This window comes from Bryobacter aggregatus MPL3 (assembly GCF_000702445.1).
Lineage (GTDB): Bacteria > Acidobacteriota > Terriglobia > Bryobacterales > Bryobacteraceae > Bryobacter > Bryobacter aggregatus.
On the sequence record NZ_JNIF01000003.1, the window covers coordinates 494,186 to 515,200 of the forward strand.

At 59.1% G+C, this 21,015-nt stretch carries 22 protein-coding genes and 1 tRNA gene; 17 read left to right on the forward strand and 6 right to left on the reverse strand.

The window, feature by feature from the left end; all coding sequences use genetic code 11:
- Positions 1–57: 57 nt before the first annotated feature.
- Genes M017_RS0102705 through M017_RS0102715 form a run of 3 tightly spaced genes read left to right on the forward strand, consistent with a single transcriptional unit; the run spans position 58 to position 2,170 of the window.
- Positions 58–684: a DUF2975 domain-containing protein gene (locus M017_RS0102705; protein WP_031495587.1), complete on the forward strand. Its 627-nt coding sequence runs from the start codon at positions 58–60 to the stop codon at positions 682–684.
- 5 nt (positions 685–689) lie between these two features.
- Positions 690–941 carry a helix-turn-helix domain-containing protein gene (locus M017_RS0102710; protein WP_031495589.1) on the forward strand — a complete coding sequence of 84 codons (252 nt, stop codon included), beginning with the start codon at positions 690–692 and terminating at the stop codon, positions 939–941.
- The gene (locus tag M017_RS0102715; RefSeq protein ID WP_051669446.1) at positions 938–2,170 is read left to right on the forward strand and encodes a hypothetical protein; all 1,233 of its coding nucleotides are present in this window, start codon (positions 938–940) and stop codon (positions 2,168–2,170) included. Before M017_RS0102710 ends, M017_RS0102715 begins: the two co-directional genes overlap by 4 nt.
- On the opposite strand, the gene M017_RS0102720 is transcribed toward M017_RS0102715, so the two are convergent.
- Positions 2,167–2,640 (reverse strand): RrF2 family transcriptional regulator, encoded by a 474-nt coding sequence (locus M017_RS0102720; protein WP_031495592.1) that lies wholly within the window; start codon positions 2,638–2,640, stop codon positions 2,167–2,169. The genes M017_RS0102715 and M017_RS0102720 overlap by 4 nt on opposite strands.
- A 500-nt stretch (positions 2,641–3,140) precedes the next feature.
- On the opposite strand from M017_RS0102720, the gene M017_RS0102725 reads away from it, so the two are divergent.
- From M017_RS0102725 to M017_RS0102745, 5 genes are all read left to right on the forward strand, one after another.
- Positions 3,141–3,217, forward strand: a tRNA-Asp gene (locus M017_RS0102725).
- 22 nt (positions 3,218–3,239) lie between these two features.
- Positions 3,240–3,536, forward strand: a complete 297-nt coding sequence (locus M017_RS0102730; RefSeq protein ID WP_031495594.1) for a DUF3467 domain-containing protein — start codon at positions 3,240–3,242, stop codon at positions 3,534–3,536.
- 11 nt (positions 3,537–3,547) lie between these two features.
- Complete coding sequence (locus tag M017_RS0102735; RefSeq protein WP_031495596.1) at positions 3,548–5,020, forward strand: ArnT family glycosyltransferase; 1,473 nt, start codon at positions 3,548–3,550, stop codon at positions 5,018–5,020.
- 263 nt (positions 5,021–5,283) lie between these two features.
- The gene (locus M017_RS0102740; RefSeq protein WP_051669447.1) at positions 5,284–6,024 is read left to right on the forward strand and encodes a class I SAM-dependent methyltransferase; all 741 of its coding nucleotides are present in this window, start codon (positions 5,284–5,286) and stop codon (positions 6,022–6,024) included.
- Complete coding sequence (locus M017_RS0102745) at positions 6,024–8,651, forward strand: MGH1-like glycoside hydrolase domain-containing protein (RefSeq protein WP_035957624.1); 2,628 nt, start codon at positions 6,024–6,026, stop codon at positions 8,649–8,651. Before M017_RS0102740 ends, M017_RS0102745 begins: the two co-directional genes overlap by 1 nt.
- Here the strand turns inward: M017_RS0102745 and M017_RS0102750 are convergent.
- Positions 8,648–10,294, reverse strand: coding sequence for an amidase (locus M017_RS0102750; RefSeq protein WP_051669448.1), 1,647 nt, complete (start codon positions 10,292–10,294; stop codon positions 8,648–8,650). The genes M017_RS0102745 and M017_RS0102750 overlap by 4 nt on opposite strands.
- Before the next feature lie 8 nt (positions 10,295–10,302).
- Positions 10,303–11,484 (reverse strand): threonine synthase, encoded by a 1,182-nt coding sequence (locus M017_RS0102755; RefSeq protein ID WP_031495603.1) that lies wholly within the window; start codon positions 11,482–11,484, stop codon positions 10,303–10,305.
- A gap of 39 nt (positions 11,485–11,523) precedes the next feature.
- Between M017_RS0102755 and M017_RS0102760 the strand changes: the two genes are divergently transcribed.
- Genes M017_RS0102760 through M017_RS0102795 form a run of 8 tightly spaced genes read left to right on the forward strand, consistent with a single transcriptional unit; the run spans position 11,524 to position 18,027 of the window.
- Positions 11,524–11,718: a hypothetical protein gene (locus M017_RS0102760; RefSeq protein WP_031495605.1), complete on the forward strand. Its 195-nt coding sequence runs from the start codon at positions 11,524–11,526 to the stop codon at positions 11,716–11,718.
- A 49-nt stretch (positions 11,719–11,767) separates the two neighbouring features.
- Positions 11,768–12,412, forward strand: a complete 645-nt coding sequence (locus M017_RS29865) for a lytic transglycosylase domain-containing protein (RefSeq protein ID WP_202901604.1) — start codon at positions 11,768–11,770, stop codon at positions 12,410–12,412.
- Positions 12,413–14,029, forward strand: a complete 1,617-nt coding sequence (locus tag M017_RS0102770; RefSeq protein WP_031495608.1) for a GspE/PulE family protein — start codon at positions 12,413–12,415, stop codon at positions 14,027–14,029. It begins immediately after the preceding gene.
- Entirely contained in the window at positions 14,026–14,862 is an 837-nt protein-coding gene (locus tag M017_RS0102775; protein WP_031495610.1) for a type IV pilus biogenesis protein PilM, read from the forward strand. Before M017_RS0102770 ends, M017_RS0102775 begins: the two co-directional genes overlap by 4 nt.
- A gap of 2 nt (positions 14,863–14,864) precedes the next feature.
- A complete protein-coding gene (locus M017_RS0102780) occupies positions 14,865–15,437 on the forward strand; it encodes a hypothetical protein (protein WP_031495611.1) in 573 nt (190 codons plus the stop codon).
- Positions 15,421–16,005, forward strand: a complete 585-nt coding sequence (locus M017_RS0102785; protein WP_031495613.1) for a hypothetical protein — start codon at positions 15,421–15,423, stop codon at positions 16,003–16,005. Before M017_RS0102780 ends, M017_RS0102785 begins: the two co-directional genes overlap by 17 nt.
- A gap of 15 nt (positions 16,006–16,020) precedes the next feature.
- Complete coding sequence (locus M017_RS0102790) at positions 16,021–16,740, forward strand: hypothetical protein (protein ID WP_238325791.1); 720 nt, start codon at positions 16,021–16,023, stop codon at positions 16,738–16,740.
- Positions 16,741–18,027, forward strand: a complete 1,287-nt coding sequence (locus tag M017_RS0102795; RefSeq protein WP_031495615.1) for a hypothetical protein — start codon at positions 16,741–16,743, stop codon at positions 18,025–18,027.
- A 129-nt stretch (positions 18,028–18,156) separates the two neighbouring features.
- On the opposite strand, the gene M017_RS26180 is transcribed toward M017_RS0102795, so the two are convergent.
- The 3 genes from M017_RS26180 to M017_RS0102810 are packed head-to-tail and all read right to left on the reverse strand — an operon-like array spanning position 18,157 to position 20,452.
- Positions 18,157–18,705 (reverse strand): helix-turn-helix transcriptional regulator, encoded by a 549-nt coding sequence (locus M017_RS26180; protein WP_035957625.1) that lies wholly within the window; start codon positions 18,703–18,705, stop codon positions 18,157–18,159.
- A complete protein-coding gene (locus M017_RS27325; RefSeq protein WP_051669451.1) occupies positions 18,702–19,571 on the reverse strand; it encodes a S1C family serine protease in 870 nt (289 codons plus the stop codon). Before M017_RS27325 ends, M017_RS26180 begins: the two co-directional genes overlap by 4 nt.
- Complete coding sequence (locus M017_RS0102810; protein ID WP_031495619.1) at positions 19,568–20,452, reverse strand: S1C family serine protease; 885 nt, start codon at positions 20,450–20,452, stop codon at positions 19,568–19,570. The genes M017_RS27325 and M017_RS0102810 overlap by 4 nt, the downstream gene beginning before the upstream one ends.
- 139 nt (positions 20,453–20,591) lie before the next feature.
- Between M017_RS0102810 and M017_RS0102815 the strand changes: the two genes are divergently transcribed.
- A complete protein-coding gene (locus M017_RS0102815) occupies positions 20,592–21,011 on the forward strand; it encodes a DUF6677 family protein (RefSeq protein ID WP_031495621.1) in 420 nt (139 codons plus the stop codon).
- Positions 21,012–21,015: the final 4 nt, after the last annotated feature.

Consider the following 21,015-nt stretch of genomic DNA (forward strand, 5'->3'; position numbering starts at 1 on the left):
CACTTGCACTCCTTATCGATATTCGATAATATCGATTACCGATAAGGAGCTTCGCCTATGAAAGCACTCGGCGACCGGTCCGTTGCATCCTGCATCCGGTTTGTCCTCGACGCAGCGTGGTGGTTGGTTGTCGTCTCCCTGGCCCTACTGACCGGACTGCTCGTATTCAGCTTCTTCGTCAAGCTGGAAGGCAATAATCTGACAATGAACCTGCCTGTCACCTTGGAGATGAACACTCCGGTTCATGACAACAGCGCGTCCCTCGACACTGGCGCACAGATCGAGAAGCTCCACGGGAATCTGCGGTTTCCGGTTCGGAATGGCGCCTTCTTTTCCGGAAGCATGGTCCTGATCGTGCTGTTCTGCGGTTCTTTGCTCTGGGCCTTGACCCAGCTTCGCCACATCTTCCGCTCGCTCAGCCGAGGTCTCCTGTTCCTCCCGGAGAATGCTCGCAGAATTCGTTGGGTGGGGTTCACCCTCATCTTCGGAGAACTTGCCCGCGCGGCGCTGGTCTACTTCTGGAGCTACTACACGAGCCTGCATTTCACCGGGAATGGCCTCCACTTTGTGGCCTCGACAGACGTCAACGCCATCACGATTCTCGGCGGCTTCGCCATCCTGGTCCTCGCCGAAGTCTTTCGGGAAGGCACGCGGCTGCACGAAGACCAATCGCTGACCATCTGATCCTTATGGCCATTCGGATCAGTCTGGACCGCCTGCTGCTCCAGCGCGGCATGACCCTCACCGACTTAGCCGAGCGCGTGGGGATCACCTTAGCGAACCTGTCGGTATTGAAGACGAATAAGGCGCGGGCCATCCGCTTCTCCACTCTGGACGCCCTCTGCCGCGAACTGGACTGCCAGCCCGGCGATCTCCTCGAGTGGGTTCCCAGCGCTTGCGAAGACCCGGACACCGCCGAGTTGGAGGAACTGCTCTCATGAATCGAGGAATCCTCCCGCTGTTTTTATTGCCCCTGGCGGGCCTCGCCCAAATCGATCCGCAGCGTGCGACGGAGTTTTTCAACGAAGCGAAGACACTGTGCGAGCATGAGGGCGGCAAGCTGTGGAAGACCTCCTTGTGCGGTCCAATCGTGTTCGCCGACCCGGCCACCAAGACAATCGCGACCAACCAGCCGGCTCCGGAAGGCCCACGGCCGAGGGTTCTCGGATTCGCCAATACGGCAATCGACTGGGGCGGCGTCCGCTGGACCACCATTTCGTGGCCGTTCCTGACAGCCCTGCAAGGCGGACAGGGGCAGGTGATGATCCACGAACTGTTCCACAGAATTCAGCCGCAACTGGGTCTCTTCATTCCGGACTTGCCCAACGATCATCTGGACACGGCCGATGGCCGCTATTGGATGCAACTGGAGTGGAAGGCGCTGAGCCGGGCCCTTGACTCGTCCGGTGGGACACGGTTGGCCGCGCTTCGAGCAGCGTTGGGCTTCCGTGCCGCGCGCAGGAGTCGCTTCTCCGGCGCAGCCGAGAGCGAGCGGACATTGGAGATCAACGAGGGTCTTGCAGAGTACACAGCCACAGTGGTGGCAGCCGCCTCCTCTCTAGAAGCGACGCGCCATGCCATCCAGCAACTCGCGAAGGCGCCCGCCGAGCCCACCTTTGTTCGCCAGTTTGCCTATCCGACAGGCGCCGCCTACGGCATCCTGCTCGATGCATATGCGCCGGGTTGGACGCACCGCATCCAACCCGGCGACGATCTGGGAAAGTTGCTCGAAGCGTCTGCGCACATCCGGCCTCAAAAGGATGTGGAAGCTGCCGCCGAGTCCTACGGCGGGCTGGAGATCCGGAACTGGGAAGCAAGGCGCGAGGTGGAGCAAAAGGCCTATGTTGCGGCATTGCGCCGCCGTTTTGTCGACGAGCCGGTCTTGATCCTGCCTCCCGGACGCAACTTTTCCTTCTCTTCCATCGGGATGACTCCCATCCCCGGCGAAGGCACGATTTATCCGTCGTTTCGGATCGCGGCGGCCTGGGGTACGCTCGAGGCCTCAGCGGTTCTCGTATCCCCGGATAGCAACAAGCTCAGCGTTCCGGCCCCGCCCGTGATCGAGGGAAAGACACTCAAAGGCGATGGCTGGAGCATGACGATTGCGGAGGGTTGGGTGCTCGGGCCTGGACCACGAGCAGGGGACTTCCAATTGCTTCGGGAACGCTAGATGTAGTACATCAGGCCTTCGCCCTCTTCGGCTTCCACCTTGGCCGCATCCACTTTCCGGCAAACATCGGCGAGCGTGGTGCGGTCCAGAATATCGGCAGTAGCATCCCGCACCTGGCGCATCACAATGCGCGTGCCGCAGAAACGGATGTCCGGACACTCATCACACTTGCGGAAGCTGTGTTCACTCGCGCAGGGCAATGGCGCGAGCGGCCCATCGATCATGCGGATAATGGAACCCACGGAAATCTTCTCGGGCTGTACGGCCAACACATAGCCGCCGTAGCGCCCTCTCCGGCTGTCCACCAAACCCTTTTGCTTCAGACTCAACAGGATCTGTTCGAGGAATTTCTTCGGGATTTCTTCGTCCCGGGACAGATCTCCAATCAGAGCCGGCTTGCCCACGCCTCGGCGCGCTAAGGCATAAAGCGCCCGGAGTGAATACTGGGTTCGTTTAGAGAGTGACCGCATAGGAACCGAACTGTTTTATTTTACTGCAGTGGACTCGACGCCTCTAATCTATATCACTTCGATATACAAATGGTGTAAATGGGAAGGAGAAGTGCTCCTCAACCAAGGGCAGCCTTGACGGTTCCGTCTTCCAGTTGGAGTGGCCGCTACCAGAACAGCAGCTTTCTCTTGAGTCACTTCTCCGGAGCACGTCCTGGTCTCCTCGAAGTGGCGACACAGTAGGACGGTAGCCTCGCCTTAAAGCTAAATGGGACAGACTACATCGCACGCCGTCCGGAGTTGGCCCGAGCCCAGGGACTCAGCGAGCTAGCGGACCCGGCCCACTTCACCACCGTCAAGAATGCGTCCAAACCTTTTCGCTTCGCCTTCCCCGATCTGAACGGCTCGATGAAGAAGCAAAACGTGAGTTCACCAAAACCGTCGAGAAACTTCTCGCAGAACGAGAAGTTTCATTGCGCTAAGTGGTTCAGCGTGCTACATTAAAAGTTCCGGCAGTTTGCGGGGACGTAGCTCAGTTGGTTAGAGCGCCGGCCTGTCACGTCGGAGGTCACGGGTTCGAGCCCCGCCGTCCCCGCCATTCATCTTTTTCTTCCCATTTCATGGTTCCCCCTCAAGCTCCGAAACTGAACATCGAGAACGCAGACGCTTACCGCGAGAGTTACTCGAATTCGGTACAAGTGAGAGTGAACCTTTGGGACTTCTTCCTGATGTTTGGCACCATCTCGCAAACGCAACCGGATACCGTCAATATCAGCAATTTCCAGGGTGTCTATTTGAGCCCGCAACAGGCGAAGGCGCTCGCTAACCTGTTGAATCAGAACATTGCTCAATACGAAGGCACTTTCGGCGAAATCCGCCTGGAGCCTCTCGGTGGCGGCTCCGGCCCCGTTCAATAGGCTCAACTCCCTTGGCTCGATCCCGCGCCAAATCTCTCCTCATCGTTTTTTCGTTCTTCGCGTTCGTCCTTTTCATCACCCATTTCCGCTTGCTCGAGCTCCCCTATTTCTGGGATGAGGCGGGACAGTTTATTCCCCAAACACACGACCTCTGGAAGCACGGCCTGCTCGTCCCCCAGTCGACTTCTCCAAACTCGCATCCTCCCGGGCTGCCCATTTTGCTTGCCGGGTTTTGGACGCTCTTTGGCGATTCGATCGAGGGCACGCGAGCGTTCCTGCTCCTGATCGCCGCAGCCTTCTTTACGATTTCCTTTCTGCTGAGTGTCGAGCTACTCAAGGGATCCCACGGTGCGCCTGCTTTTCTGGCCGGGGCGATGATGCTGTGCAACCCGCTGCTTTACACCCAATCGATGATGGCGCAACTGGATCTGCCGACTGCAGTCTTTTCGACCCTTCTGCTGCTTGCCTATGTGCAGAAACGGGAGAGACTAGCCGTTGTGGCCGCGCTGCTCAGCGTTGCCTTTAAGGAAACCTCAATCGGCATTCCGCTGACCCTCGCCTTCTTTGCCTGGCGCGAAGGGCGCACCCGCTTTGCGCTGGCTCTCGCTGGGCTCCCTGCCCTGCTGTTGGCCAATTGGTTCGGGTTCATGGCCTTCAAGACGGGTTATCTGTTCGGCGACCCCGCTTATGCCAAATACAATCTGTCCTACCCGCTCCATCCGGTGCGGCTGGCCTATGCGCTGTTCCGCCGCTTCAGCTACTTAGCCATTGAGAACTGGCACCTCATTCCAGCCATGGTCCTGCTTTTCCGCTGGCGGCAAATCGGCTTTGCCCCCGTCTGGCGGCCGATTGTGGCAGCCGTCACAGTTCATACCTTGGTCGTGTCGGTAAGCGGGGGCGCCGTCCTCGAGCGTTATCTGCTGCCCGTCCTCCCGGTACTCTATACAGCCTTTGCGGCTGGACTCTCCACTCTGCGGCCGAAGCCTCGCTACCTTGCCTTAGGCTTCACCTGTCTCGGCCTCTTCTCGATGATTTTCCTGAATCCACCCTGGCCCTATGCGCTCGAGAACAATCTCGCGATGGTGGATCTGGTGGAGATTGAACGCAATGCGAGCGGCTTTGCCGAAGTACGCTTTCGCGACCACCGGATCACCACGGCCTGGCCCATGACCGATGCGCTTCGCAAACCCTATCTCGGCTATGTGGAGAAACCGATTCCCAATGTCCGCAGTGTGGAGGATTTCTCGCTCGATCGCCTGAAGGCTCTCGATTGGAAGCGTGGCGATGTCCTGATTCTCTATTCACGCTCCTGGGACCCTGACTTCGGCCTGACACAATGGCCTGCGCTGCGCGCTGCCTTGCGCCGCTATTTCGGGACACCGCTCGAGATGACACCCCGCGACATTCCGGATCTGCCGCAACTGAAGCCCTATCTCGGCTACAGCCAGCGAGGCCTTTGGGTGGAAATTCTTGTGGTTCCGTAAAAATTGCACCGTCTGAAGAACAAAGCCCCCATGCTCGCGCATGGGGGTCTTTGTTTGGGTGCGGACCCTAAACGGTTGGGGTCCCGTTTAGGGGGGGTTGGGAGCTTGTGGAAATCAAAATTTTCCGCGCCTCAACACTTGGTATTCTAGCACAAACATTTCCGACCGAGCAATGTTTGTGATCTTTTTTGCTCCCTCTATCCTGGACCGTGCAGACTGCCGATCTCGCCTCGAAAGACTCTGCAAAACTAGGATCAATACGGATGAAAACAGTCGACTACGGGATTGATAAGCCCGAACGGGTGCGCGCCTTCGCGATGGTGGCCACCATCCTGATCGCCACAGGACTCTCCCAGTTTCTGGCTCTCCGCAGCAGCGTCGAGATCTGGCCGGAGCTGATTCTTTCGTTCTGCCTTTGGGTGGGCATTTTGATCTACGTGTTAGCGGGCGTGATGCTCTGGTCGAGTAAGAGTGGCAAATTCGGACTCGCCTGGCGGATGCTCGAAGAGATGAAGTGGATCGGGAAAGAAAAAGTGCTCGACGTTGGGTGCGGCAGGGGGCTGCTCACCATCCTCGCGGCACGCAAGGTGCCACTCGGCGACGTCACCGGAGTCGACATCTGGAGCCAGGAGGAACTCAGCGAAAACTCCAAGGAAGCCGCGGTCGAGAATGCACGGCTCGAACAGGTTTCTGAACGAATCCAGTTTGAGGATGGGGATGTGCGCGCGTTGGGTTTCCGTTCCCACAGCTTCGACAAGATCGTCTCCAGCCTCTGCCTGCATGCGATCGCATCCCGCAACGACAGAAACCAAGCGATTGCCAATCTCATCAAGCTTTTGAAGCCAGGCGGTGAGATTGCGATCCTCGATATCCTCCACACTCGGGAGTACAAAGTTTTGTTTGAGAAACAAGGACTGAAGAATATTCGTCGCTCTCCGATGAAGTTTCTATATTGCCTGCCGACACGTTATGTGATCGCTTACAAACCCTTGATGGAGCAATAATGGCTACACCTGTTGAGTGGCGACGCCTCGCCGAAGAACGCGACCGGACCCAACACTGGCGCCGCTGGGGTGCTTATCTCAGTGAGCGGCAATGGGGCACCGTCCGGGAGGACTATTCGGCCTACGGAGAAGCCTGGGATTATTTTCCGTTCGAGGTGGCCCACAAGCGGGCCTACCGCTGGGGCGAAGACGGTCTGCTGGGCATCTGCGACAACCACTGCCGGCTTTGCTTCTCAATTGCGCTGTGGAATGGCCGCGATCCGATTCTGAAAGAACGCCTCTATGGCTTGGCTGGGCCTCTTGGCAATCATGGGGAAGACGTCAAGGAGCTTTATTACTACCTCGACGCCACCCCCACCGCCTCCTATCTGCGCGGTCTGTACAAGTACCCGCAGGCGGAGTTTCCCTATGAGCTGTTGCGGGAAAAGGGCCGCCTGCCCCGCTCTGAACCTGAGTTTGAACTGATCGATACCGGCATCTTTGATGAGAACCGCTATTTCGATATCGACATCGAATACGCCAAGGCCTCGGTCAATGACATCCTGATCCGCATCACGGTGCACAATCGCGGTCCGGAAGCAGCGCCGTTGCACCTGTTAGGCCAGTTGTACTTCCGCAATCTGTGGTCCTTCGGGAGGGATTCGAAACCTAGCCTCTCCAGCAGCAACGGACGCATCCTCGCGCATCACCCCAGCCTGGGCAATTATGAATTCCATGCCGAAGGGGCCAAGGAGTTCCTCTTTACCGAGAACGAAACCGATGGGGTGGAGCTTTACGGCTTTCAGCCGAATGGAGCCTTCTTCAAGGACGGCTTTGGCGAGTATCTGATTCGCGGCAAAAAGGACGCCATCAACTCGAATCGCACGGGCACCAAGGCCGCGGCGCTGTATCAGATGGAGATTCCTGCAGGCGGCAGCCGCTGCTTTCATATGCGATTGCGCGAGCAGGATCTCGACAGCTCCGAAGCTCTGGCCTTTGATGAAGTGTTTCGCCGCCGCATCGCCGAAGCCGATGAATATTACGACGACGTGCTGTCGCGCGGCGGCACGCAAAACACCCCCGATGCCAAGCGCATCCAGCGCCAGGCTTCTGCCGGCCTCATCTGGTCGAAGCAGTACTTCAATCTCGACATCAATGTCTGGCTGAAGGGCGACCCCGGCCAGCCCCCTCCACCCGCGGGCCGCTGCGAAGGACGCAATTCGGGCTGGAAGCATCTGTTCAACGAAGACATCATCTCGATGCCCGACAAGTGGGAATACCCGTGGTATGCGGCCTGGGATACCGCCTTCCACATGATCCCCTTTGCGCTGCTCGATCCGGACTTTGCCAAGCGGCAGTTAGGGCTCTTTCTGCGCGAGTGGTACATGCACCCCAATGGCCAGATTCCGGCCTATGAATGGGCGTTTTCGGATGTCAATCCGCCGGTCCATGCCTGGGCCTGCTGGCGCGTGTATAAGATTGACGCGAAGCTGAATGGCAAACCGGATACAGCCTTTCTCGAATCGGTCTTCCATAAGCTGTTGATGAACTTCACCTGGTGGGTGAATCGCAAAGACGCATCGGGGGCGAACATCTTTGAGGGCGGCTTTCTCGGTCTCGATAATATCGGCGTCTTTGATCGCTCAAAACCCTTGCCCACCGGCGGCCGCATTGAGCAATCGGACGGCACCTCGTGGATGGCGATGTACTGCCTGAACATGTTGAAGATTGCCATTGAGCTGGCAAAGTCGAATCCGGTGTATGAAGACATTGCCAGTAAGTTCTTCGAGCATTTTCTCTATATTGCCGCGGCGATGAACGGCAGTGGCCGCTCGGGCCTTTGGGATGAAAAAGATCAGTTCTACTATGACCATCTGAAGCTGCCCGACGGCAATGAGTATCCGATGCGGGTGCGCTCGCTGGTCGGACTGATCCCACTGTTTGCGGTGGATACGCTGGACGCCGAAACAATCAATACGCTGCCCGGCTTCAGCCGTCGCATGAAGTGGTTTATTGAGAACCGGCCGGACCTGGCGGGCAATCTCGCCTCGCTCACCCGTGAAGGTGTTGCGGACCGCCGCCTGCTCGCCCTGGTGGGCCGCGACCGTCTCCGCGCCGTGCTGCGCCGCATGCTTGATTCCACTGAGTTCCTGTCGGACTACGGCATTCGCGGACTCTCGAAATTCCACAAAGAGAATCCCTATCTGCTGCATGTCGGAGGTATGGAATATCGCGTCGATTATGAGCCGCGCGAATCGCAAACCAGTCTCTTTGGAGGAAACTCGAACTGGCGCGGGCCGGTGTGGTTTCCAGTGAACTATCTGCTCATCGAGAGTCTGCAGAAGTTTCATCATTATCATGGCGATGCGATGAAGGTGGAATGTCCGGCCGGTTCCGGCAATCCGGTGACGCTCGACAAGGTGGCACAGGAATTGTCACGGCGCTTGAGTAAGTTGTTTCTTGCGAAGCCGGACGGAGTGCGGCCCGCGATGCATCAGAACCCGAAGTACTCAAACGACCCACACTTCCGCAACCACATCCTTTTCTATGAGTACTTCGATGGAGACACAGGAGAAGGGCTCGGCGCCAGCCACCAGACCGGCTGGACCGCACTGGTGGCGAAGCTGATGCGCTCGATTGATTGCTAAACGGCAAAGCCCGGAGGCCGCCTTAAGTGCCAGTCCGTCAGGTCCTGGTAGGCTTTTGCAATCCGGGACAGCTTGCCTTCCTCAAACAGGTGTCCAGTGAATAGAAGTCCCAGCGCTTCCCTGTTTGGGAAGCCGCAGGGAACCACCATTTGCGGGTGTCCCGTCAGGTTGGTCACCACAAGCGACTGCGAGCTGGTTGCGGAGACCAGCGCGTCAAAGCCGGCCAGATACTGATGGAAGCTGCGCATCAGCAAGGTGCGCGCCCTGGCGGCACGAATGAACTCGACGGCCGGAATCAAGCGGCTGGTCCGGAAGGAGTTGGGCCAGTCTCCCGGCTTTTGCCCATTCAGCTTCTCGACGCCGCCATTCCGCGTCAGATCGTCGAAGGCCGCGGCTGCTTCCGCGCTGAGCATCAACAACAAGGCATTCGAGGGGAACACAGGCAGTTTCGTCTCCACCAGTTCCACGCCTGTCTGCGCTAGAACTCGCAGCGCATCGTGGTAATGCTTGCGGCGCGTCTCGTCCGTGATGTCAGTAAAGCTGTCGCGCAGCACGCCAATCTTCAGCTTCTTCACCGCCGCCTTGGCGTCCCATTTCACCGGCACCGGATAACGCGCCGCCATGTCTTGCCCATCCGGGCCATCGATCACCCGCAGCACCAGCATGCAGTCCTCTACCGTCCTGCAGATTGGCCCGATCTTGTCCATGGTCCAGGACAAGGCCATCGCGCCGGTCCGCGGCACTCGTCCAAAGGTCGGACGCAAGCCGGTGACTCCGCAGCGCGTCGCCGGACTCACAATCGAGCCGAGCGTCTCTGTCCCTAAGGCAAAGGCCACCAGCCCCGCAGCCGTAGCGGCAGCAGAACCAGCCGAGGAGCCGGAAGACGACTGCTCCAGATTCCACGGCGTCTTGGTCATCCCACCGAACCACAAGCCCCCTTGCGCCAAGGCCCCCATCGACAACTTCGCACACAGCACCGCGCCGGCCGCTTGCAAGCGGCTGATCACCGTCGCATTCGTCTCTATCACCTGATCGCGAAAGGGTTCCGCACCCCAGGTGGTCGGGTAGCCTGGAACCGCAAACAGATCCTTTGCCCCATAGGGCAGGCCATGGAGCGGCCCGTGATACTTGCCGCGCCGCAGGTCAGCATCGGCTTGCCGCGCTTGTTCGAGCGCCAGCTCTTCCGTCAGGCTGATCGTGCACAGCAAGGCTGGCGAGTGCGTCTTCAAGCGCTCCAGATACATCTGGGTCAGTTGCAGGGAGCTGATTTTTTTCCTGCGAATCAGTTCCCCCAGATGGGTCACCGGCCAGAAGGCTAAATCCTCCACCTGCTTCCAGGCGGGCAACTTCGACAGCTTTGTAGGCTTAAATTCGCGCTTGCCCGCAGGAAGACTCATCCCCGCCAGCATGGGAGAAAAAGTGAAGGCAGGCTCGGTATCGGGCGGGATACGGAGCCCACGCAAGCGGGCATAAGTATCGAGCGAACGCGTGATGTTTGGCAACATCATCTCGAGGTGCTCGTCTTTGAAGTCCAGCCCCAGCAAGGCCAGCGTCTGTCTCAGCTGCTCTTTGTCCGGTGCAATCTCGGCAGCACACAGGGTCGCTAGTGCGGGAAGCAACTGCGCGAGAGCACGTCGAGTCATAGTGTCCTTTAGCGTGGAAACAGCGTTGAGTAGGCTTCGAGGTATTTCAGCCCGGCGCCTGTGTTATAGATGACGATCTTCTCTGACGGATCGAGAAAACCGCTGACCAATAGCTTTCTGACTGCGGCAACGCAGGCCGCACCTTCGGGGGCGACAAACATGCCTTCGAGCCGCGCCAGTTCCGCCCCGGCGGACAAGGCGTCGTCATCGGAGATCGCAATCGCCGTACCGCCAGACTCGCGGATCGCCCGCAGAATCAGAAAGTCGCCCAGCGGCTTCGGCACCCGCAGGCCACTCGATACCGTATGCGCGTTTTCAAAGAACACGCTGCGCTCGGCGCCCTCTGCAAAGGCCTTCACCACTGGCTGGCAGCCTTCTGCCTGCACCGCGATCATCTTTGGCCGTTGCCCGGGCAGAATCCAGCCCAGCGCCTCCATCTCCTCAAAAGCCTTCCACATGCCGATCAGACCAACACCGCCGCCAGTCGGATACAGAATCACGTCGGGCAGCCGCCATTGGAGTTGTTCCGCTAACTCGTAGCCCATCGTCTTCTTGCCTTCGATGCGATACGGCTCTTTCAGCGTCGAGACTTCAAACCAGCCCTCGGCGTCCTTGCGCTCCCCAACAATGCGCGCGCAATCGCTGATGAGCCCATCGACCAGCGTCACCTCGGCGCCGAAGGCCTTGCACTCGATGTAATTCGAATGCGGTACATCCTGCGGCATGAAGATATGGCACTCGATGCCAGCAGCGGCGGCATAGGCAGCAGAGGCGCTTGCGGCGTTGCCGGCTGAGGGAATCGCGATCTTCTGGATGCCCAACTCCTTACACATCGAAATGGCGCAGGACAGCCCGCGCGCCTTGAAGCTGGCCGTCGGGTTGAGCCCTTCGTCCTTGATCCAGAGGTCTTTCGCACCCAAGGCCGCGCCGAGCCGGGGCGAGCGCACCAACGGCGTCATGCCCTCGCCAAGCGTCACAATGCTGGGTGGCTTGGACACCGGCAGGACAGGAGCGTAGCGCCACATGTTGGTGGGCCCGGAACTGATCCAATCGCGATTCCATCCGTCGCGCGCCTTCTCAAGATCATAGCGAACCAGAAGCGGCCAGCCGTCTGGCGACAGATTCCTCACCTCGTTTGCGGGATAAGTCTTGCCGGTGCCGGAGCACTCGAGGTGGGAAACAGTGGTCATAGAGAGAGAAGAGGGGTAAAGAGCTATAGTAACGAAATCATGAAAAGTCCGATTTTTGCTCCGCTGTTGGCGTCATCGTTACTGCCCAGCCAGCAAAAACAGGACCAGGCTGATACTGCCAAGATATTCCTCACTGGATCGCGGCACTCGACCGAAACCGGAAACCCGGAGATGCTGATGGAGCTGGGTGAGGAACTGCCAAAACCTCGGCGCGGACCGGAGAAAGAAAAGTGACAGTCAACGAAACGGGGACAAGCAGCGTCATTGCTGTTGAGCAATGATTTTGCGCGCTCTCATTTTCGCCTTTTCTTTGCCGCTTTGGAGTGCCAAGTTTGTGGTTCTGCAGAGCGGCTTCCAATTCCAGGTGGAACGCTGGGAGCGCTCTGGCGACCAGGTGCTGCTGCATCGCGACGGCGGCGTCCTGACGATTCCGGCCAGCGATGTCGCGGAATATCTCGAAGAAGCCGACGCGCCCAAACCAGTAGTGGCCGCTCCGCCCCAGCCGGTGGAAACGATTGCGGCCCCAGCAGTTCCGCCGCCCACCGACCCCAAGCTGGTGATTGCTGAAATGGCAGCCAAGCATGGGCTGCCCGAGAAATTTGTCGCCAGCGTCGCCCGCGCCGAGAGCGCTTTTCAGCCGAATGCAGTCAGCAATAAGGGCGCCATCGGCGTCATGCAATTGATGCCTGGCACCGCGAGAGATCTTGGCGTCGACCCGAATGACGTCCGCCAGAATATCGAAGGCGGTACCAAACTGCTGCGCGACCTGCTGGTGCAGTATCAAAACGACCCCGATCAGGTGCGCAAAGCGCTGGCCGCCTACAATGCCGGGGCCGGCGCGGTGGCCAAGTACGGCGGCGTGCCGCCTTATCGCGAAACGCAGAATTATGTCGAGAAGGTTTTAAGAAATTACCAGGGTGCAAAGTAGATGGCAACCGAACGCGTCGCACTAAAAAATACGGAACAAGAGGAGATTGACGCCCGGCGCTTGGCGCTGCGCTACCGCGCCGAATTTGTCGATCTCCGCAACGCCGACATCGATCACGATCTGTTCCGCACCGTGCAGGTGGACCTGATGTTCCGCTACAACTTCGTGCCCTTGCATGAGGATAGCGGCACCCTCGAGATCGCGATTGCCGACCCGCGCAATCTGCAGATGATCGACGAGCTGGCCTCCTTGCTGGGTAAGAAGCTGAAGATCAAGGTCGCCACGCTCAGTCAGATTTCCGATCGTCTGAAAAAAACAGAACAAAGCCAACGCGTCCTCGAAGAAGTGACCGAAGGCTTCACGCTCGATGTGGTGGGCGACGATGACAATGCCGAAGAGAATCTCTCGATCGACAAGCTCAGCGCCGATAGCGACACCGCGCCGGTCATCCGTCTGGTGGATACGACGATCTTCAATGCGCTCGAGCGCCGGGCAAGCGACATCCACATCGAAACGCGCGACCAGGAAGTAGCGATCAAGTACCGCATTGACGGCGTGCTGCAATACGCCATGCCGCCGATCGGCAAGGATTGGCACTCGGCGATCATCTCGCGTATTAAGGTGATGAGCGAACTGGATATTGCTGAGCGGCGCGTGCCGCAGGATGGCCGTTTCCGCGTGCGCTACAAGGGCCGCCTCATCGATTTCCGCGTCTCGATCATGCCCACGGTGCACGGCGAAGACAGCGTGCTGCGCGTGCTGGACAAAGAGAGCATGAGCGAAAAGTTCACCCGCCTCACCCTTGAGGTGGTGGGCTTCTCCCATCACGATGTCACCAAGTTCCGCCGCTACATCAAAGAGCCTTACGGCATGGTGCTGGTGACCGGACCCACCGGATCGGGCAAGACGACCACGCTGTACGCCGCCCTCAGCGAGATCCAGAACGACGAAGACAAGATCATCACCATCGAAGATCCGGTCGAATACCAGTTGAAGGGCATCACCCAGATTCCGGTGAATGAGAAGAAGGGTTTGACCTTTGCCCGCGGATTGCGCAGCATTCTGCGCCATGATCCGGACAAGATCCTGGTTGGCGAAATCCGTGACCAGGAAACCGCGATCATCGCCATCAACGCGGCGCTCACCGGCCATCTCGTGTTCACCACCGTCCACGCAAACAACGTGTTTGACGTGCTGGGCCGCTTCCTCAATATGGGTGTCGAGGCCTACAACTTTGTCAGCGCCTTGAACTGCATCCTTGCCCAGCGCCTGGTGCGGCAAATCTGCCCGCATTGCAAGGTGCCGGTTGAGGTCTCCAATCAGGAACTGCTTGACAGCGGTCTTGAACTGGCCAAGTGGCGCGATGTCATTTATTACGAAGGCAAAGGCTGCTTTGAGTGCGGGGGCACCGGCTTCCGGGGCCGTACCGCGATTCATGAATTGCTCGACCTGACCGAAGAGATCCGCGAGCTGATTCTCGAGCGCAAGCCTACTTCGCACATCCGCATTGCCGCCCGCGCCCAGGGCATGACTACGCTTCGCGAAAGTGCGCTCGATCGCATGCGCGAGGGCATCACAACTCTGAAAGAAATCAACAAGGTGACCTTCGTCGAATGAGCCTCGTCGAGAAAATCCGCAACCTCATCGAAGACCCGCCGCCGGCCTATGCCTTTGAGATTGGCCCGGCGGGCCTTGCCCACTGGCAGAACGGCAGTACACGCTTTGAAGCCATGCCCGCGCCGAGCGTCGACGACATCGCCCATCTGCTGGCGCGCGTCGCTCCCCCCACGGGCAGCAAGAAGCGGGCCGCCGCCGTCATTCTGCCCGACAACGCGGCGCGCATCACACTGATGGACTTCGACATGTTTCCGCGCAAGGTGGAGGAGCAGTTGAGCCTCATCCGCTTTCGCCTGAAGCGCACGCTGCCCTTTGATATCGAAACCGCCGTGCTGCGCTACCAGACCATCCCGCGCGGCGGCAACAAAGTCGACCTGACGGTGGCGGCGATGGCCGTCGAAACCCTTGCTCCTTATGAGGCTGTATTCCGCGCCGCCGGCTTCCATCCGGGCTACATCACCATTGCCGGTTTGAGTGCGGCCAACCTCGCCCAGCCCAATACGATCACGCTGCGGTTGAGCGGGCTGACGCTCACCCTCACCCATCTCGAAGGCACAGAGCTCAAGCTGTTCCGCTGCCTCGAGCTTCAGGATGGCTCGCTCGACGAGATCCTCAACGTGCTCGACCCGACGCTTGCCTTTCTCGAAGATGAACGCAAGCTGAAGCCCGCCCGCATTGACCTGTGCGGCCTGGGCGAGCTGACCCAAACTCTCGAAACGCATCTCGCCGAAAACTGGCAGATCCCGGCGCAGGCATTGCGCAGCCGCGCCGGTGTGGTCGATGCCAATAACGCCGGTCTGATGGGCTATCTCGAATCAGCGGGGGTCCAATAGCGATGCAGGGCAGAATTCCAATCAATCTTGCCAGCGAACCCTTCCGCCGGGACCGCGCCATCCTGGTGGCCTCTGTGCTGCTGGGCCTGATCCTCGCCGGCTCTCTCGTGGGCCTGACGATGCTGGTGTTGCAGGAGCGCACGCGGGCCAAAGAAACGCGTGAAGCACTCGAAAAGCTGGAGCGCGCGCTCCGGGTACAATCAACCGAACAAGCAAAAGTCGACGGGGTTCTGCGTCTGGCGCAGAATTCCGAAGTGCTTGATCGCAACGTCTTTCTCAACACGCTGATCTCGCGCAAGGCCGTCAGTTGGACGCAGCTCTTTGCAGACCTCGAGAAGGTAATGCCGGGCACGGTGCGGCTGGTCAGCGTACGGCCGCAGATTACACCGCAGAATCAGGTGGTGCTCGACATGACGGTCGGCTCGCAGAGCACCGAACCGGTCATCGATATGCTGATGCGTCTGGAAGCTTCGCCGCTCTTTGGCGCCACCACCATCACAACTTTTCTGCCTCCGTCGCAGAATGAAACCCTTTACCGCTACAGACTGAGCGTGAGCTATGCGCCCAAACCTTAAACTTCTTGCTCTCGATTGGCGCGATCCGCGTGTCTTCATGCGCGTGATTCTCGGCGTCCTCGTCGCCGGCAACCTGATTGCGCTGTATATGTTGCTCTTTCCTCCCGGTGGGAGTCTGACGGAACTCGAGCAGCGCTATGTCACCGATCGCCAACGCAGCACAGCCCAAGCGGCGAACCTTGAGCGCATGAAGGTACTTGCGGCAAAGGTGCAGGAAAGCCGGGTCGCAGGCGATAAGTTCTTCTCTTCCTACTTCATGGAGCGGCGAAAGGCGGCCAGTACCATCGTTGGCGAGCTTTCGAATCTCGCCAAACAGGCTGGCATCCACCCCCGCGAACACTCTTTTGCACTCGAACCAGTTGAAGGCTCAGAGGACCTTTCGATGATGACCGTCAACGGCTCCTACGAAGGCACCTATGCCGACCTCATCCAGTTCGTATACCGGGTGGACCGCAGTCCGCGCTTTCTCATCATCGAGAGCCTCACGGCTGCACCGCAGCAAAGCGCCGGGCTCCTCAACATCAGCATCCGCTTCCACGTCTTCGTGAGAGAGACTCCGGGAACTTAAGCCATGGGACTCGAAATGAAATTCGGGGGTAGCTCCAAGCAGATGAAGTTCCTTGGTGCGCTCGGTGTCGTGCTCGCCGTCGTTCTTTACCTGAACTATTCTGGCGGCTCCGATACGCCCGCGCCCCCACGGCGCACCACCACAGCCATTCCCACTCCGGTTGCGCCCAACATCGCCCGGAGCACGCAGGAAAAGAAACGCGCGCAGGCAGACCGGAGAGCCCAGGAATTCCGGCCACGAGTAGGCCCCGCCCGTCCTGAAGACCGGCCCGACCCGATGACGGTAGACCCCACGCTGCGTCTGGACCAGCTCACGCGCCTCGAACGGGTGCAGATCAGCGGCGGCACTCGCAGCCTCTTTGATTTCTCGAATATCCCCAGCACCGGAGCTCCGGTCGCCAAGATTATCCCGGCGGTAAAACCCATCAAACCCAAAGTCTTCTACGGTCCGATGGAGAAACCGCCAGATCCGCCCAAAGTGGTCGTACAGAAGCCTCAGGCGCCGCCGATTCCGCTCAAGTTTTATGGCTTCACCACCTCGCCGCGCGGCACGACGGCAAAGCGGGGTTTCTTCCTCGACGGCGAGGCGATCATTGTCGCCTCGGAAGGCGAACTCATCAAGACGCGATATAAGGTGATCCGGATCGGCTTGGCGAACGTCACAATGGAAGATACGCAGTTTCAGCAGCAGCAGACGCTGCCGATCGTGCCAGATCCAAGCGGAGGAGGGTTCTAAATGGTGATTCATCCGGTGCGACGCCAGTCCGAGCGCGGCTATGCGCTGCTCTTTGTCTTCGTCCTCTCCGCCATCACCGCCCTCACGCTCTATAACGAGCTCCCACGCGCGGTTTTTGAAAGCCAGCGCGCCAAGGAAGAGCTCCTCCTCAGCCGGGGCCAGGAGTACCAGCGGGGTATCCAGTTGTATTACCGCAAACTCCGGAAGTACCCGACCACAATCGAAGATCTGGAGAAGACCAGCGGAGTGCGCTTCCTGCGCCGCCGCTACGTCGATCCCTTCTCCGGCAAAGACGATTGGCGATTTGTACATATCAATGCGAGCGGCCAGTACACGGACTCGAAGGTAATCAAGCCGCCTTCGGCCACCAATGGCGCCAATGGCACCAACAGCCTGTCCACGAGCATCACCCAGGAACAGCCTAAGAACGACGCGAACGATCCGGCGCTCAAGCGCCGCGCCAGCGATACGAGCGCGGTTGAGATTGGCAGCAATGGCAGTAATGGAGCTGTTGCTCCCACCGATCCTTATGCGCCGCCCAGCGCAGTGCCTGCGCCTTATCCAGGCGCCAATCCCACTAACGTCAGCAACCCCAACAATTACAATCCGGCTGGAATGGGAGGCGTCGGCAGCGTGGGTTCTGGGAGCAGCGCCCCGGGCGGTATGGGTTCTGGGAGTGTTGGCGTCGGTGGAGTCGGCAGCGTCGGAACCAGTTATCCCGCAGCCGCCGCACAACTCCAGAGCGGCGGCCACATGATCCAACCCAATGGCCAGCGGCCCCTGACGCCGGAACAATTGAATCCTGCGATGAATATCATCCAGGGACTCTTGACCACCCCACGCACGCCGCCGCCCGGTATCGTAAGTGGAAATAACGGCGGAACAAGTGGCGGGACCAGCGGCGGATTCGGCCCCAACCCGAATGCGCCGATCACGAACCCGAGCGGCACCTTTCTTGCCAGCGGCCCGGCAGCCAATGGCGGAAATGGGCAACTGGGCGGTGGCGGCATCGCTGGCGTGGCCAGCAAGCATGAAGGCCGTGGCATCAAGCTGGTGAACGATCGCGATCGCATCGAAGAGTGGGAATTTATCTACGACTACGCGAAAGATCGCGGCGGCCGTCCAGGATCGAATACCCAGTCCCAACAATCGGGCATCAATCCAAACTCCCCGCTGGGCAATACGGGTAGCAATTCCGGCTTTGGCAATAACGGCATGAATCAGAATGGCGGCAACTTTGGCGGTGGACAGAATAACCAGAGCGGCTTCGGCCAGACTCGCCGCTAGAGGCGGTCTTGAACAGTCCTGATCGATGAAGCCGCACTCCAGCGGATGCCCTCAACAACATAGCCTCCACCAATTGAAAGTCATCCAATGGGTGGAGGCCAAAAGAGTTCTTTAAGTTCGTTGCAAGCGCTAGAGGGCGACGTAGCCTCGGCGAATTCCCTGAGTAACCGCCTCGGTGCGCGACCCCGCATTCAGCTTTGACATCAGTGAACTGACATGGAACTTCACCGTATGCTCGGTGATGCTCAGCCTCCAGGCGATTTCTTTGTTCCCTACCCCCTCAGCAAGTAAGCGCAGAACCTCGCGCTCCCGCGCCGTCAACGTTGTGTCGCTCATCGGCAACTGAGCGGCGGGCCAGGACTCGGCTTCCTGCGCAGGCAGAACCAGCAATCCGGCCGCAGCGGCTTCGAGCGCGGCCCGGATCTCGATCGGACTCGAGTTCGGCGGCAATACACCGCGCGCTCCCTGGCGGAGCATACTACTCGCCGACTGGTGCGTCAACAACACCACCGGTAGCGGCGGGGGATCATTATCGATCTCATCAAACTGACGGTCCGACAATAAAACATCGGCAATCTCGCCTGATTTCATCGCTTGAAACCCGACCTTCTCTTCCAACAACGTCCGAAGACCCGCTTCTACAACAGGGTTCGATGCGTCAATCCGTACGCGTGTCATGCGGCAGCAGCGATCCTCCCTTCGGCACCCGGGCTCAATGCAATCACAACTTCCCGCGGCACAGCCTTTCCGTTGCGCAGGAATTCCAGATGCACAAGCCCTCCTTTCAACAGACGGACACTCCACTCATCCAGTGACGAAAAGATTTGACCGTCCATTCCAATTATGACGTCACCAGGTCGCAAAGACGCCACATCTGCCCGTCCATTTGGCGCTACTTGTTGGATGCGCAAACCCACTGCACGACGCGCACCAACTCGTAATGGTACTGTCTCAACGGTAACGCCCAAAAGCGGCTCGTCCGGCTGCCCTGCCCGCTTTACAAAAGCGGCGACTTCATTCGACGGAACGGCAAGCCCCAGCGGACCAGCAACCATCGTATTGATGCCCACGACGGCCCCCGTCGAATTGGCCAAAGCGCCTCCGGAATTTCCAGGGGCCAAACGGATATTGGCTTGCACCCAATGCTTTTCCCCAAGTCCCTGCAGCGGCCCTAGCCCGTGGACCACACCGGTGGATAAGGCTCCGACAAAGCCCAGCGGATTTCCGACCGCTAGCACTTCCTCCCCCTCGCGGAGCAACGAAGAATCCGCCCAGGCTGGAACCGGCATGGCCGTCCGCTCCACCGCCAGCAGAACAAGATCACGGTATCCATCACGCCGCAGCAGTCGGGCGGGCATCACCTCGCCGTCCCAGAACTCAACCTCCACCCGGTCGCGCGTCACCACATGCGCATTCGAGATGAGCTTTCCGTCCGCACTCCACACGACTCCGGAACCAGAACCCGCGCGTCCCCCGTCCACCCGGACCTGCACCGTCGAACGCCGCAGTTGTTCTGCAATTTCACCGAAACCGGGCCCGCTCACGCAACCTGCCTCGCCGAAGGCCGCTGTCCGATTTCGACAACAATCTCCAACTCCTGGCCAGCCCGGTAGACACGTAATGGAACCTGCTTGCCCACATGCGGCGGCTCGAGAAATTCCTGAATCGCCGCAAAATCGATCGCATGTTGCCCGCCAATCGCCACAATCACATCACCCACCATCAGGTGCGCGAGGGCGGAGGGCGAATTGGGCTCGACATTCAACACAATCATCCCGGCAGGCTGCGGCACCGGTTGGAGGCCCACTCCCAGATAGCCACGGGAAACACCACCAAACTGGTCGAGGGTCGTTACAAAATCATTCAGGTTCGATGCCGGAATCACCACGTTGACGCCGCGCACCAATCCGCCACTCATCAACCCCAGAATCGAGCCATCCGCACGCAACGCAACCCCTCCCGAAACACCTGGCGCTACTGGGATGTCCACTTGAATGAAGTGATCCATTTTCCCACCCTTCCAGGTACGCCATGCTCCCGACAGAGAGCTCAGGATACCCATCGACGCGTGAGGGCCTGTGTCGGGAGCCCTGGACACGCCAATCACCAGTTCACCCAGTGTGGCTCCACCCGCCAATGGGAGCGGCGGGAGATCCATATAGGGAATCTCCAACCCGAAGAGCGCCAAATCACTTCCGGGGTCACGGCCGAGGAGGGATGCGGCCGTGACCTCGCCGGAAGGGAGGAGGATTTCAGCCTCCCCATCTAATTCGACGCCGTGATCGACGGTTACGATTCGGTGATTATCAATCAGCAGTCCGCTCTGGAAACCTTTTCGGCGGGATGAGACGGCGGCCACCCGGGGGGCGGCGGTGTTTACGATCTCAGCAATGGTCTGACTCAGTTCGATCAACGGATTCTGCATTTTACTCTCTGTCAGGCTGGTGGCCTAGGATTTTAGGATGCGCTTCTTGGCCGCAAATTACCTCGGACAATGGACTAGTCTGCGACTGGCAATTTGGCTAGGTGTTCCCAAACCTCGCTTACAATGAAGAAGAACAACCATGGCCACTGAAGCAAAAGTTGAAGTTCCTACGGCGGCTCCCACGCAAAGCTGGGTGCTCCCGGTGCTGCTCACCTGGATCGCGCCCGGATCTGGCTATTTCTTCTTGAAAAGCCCGGTACGCGGGGCTCTCATGGGTGGCGCTTCTCTTCTGATGTTCCTGCTCGGGCTGTTGATGCGGGGCGCTTTCTTTGAGGCGCAAACCGGCGACTTGCTGACGACGGTCATCTATTGCGGTGGCTTCGTTTGCAATCTGGCCACCGGCGGCTTGTACTTTCTCGCCAAAGCCTTTAATTACAACGCTCCCGATGTCGCCGGACATGTCGTCGACTACGGCACCAAGTTCCTGGTCGGCGCGGGCCTGATCAATGTTCTTGCCATGGTGGACGTATTCGAAATTGCTACCGGACGGAAGCGTTAGGAGA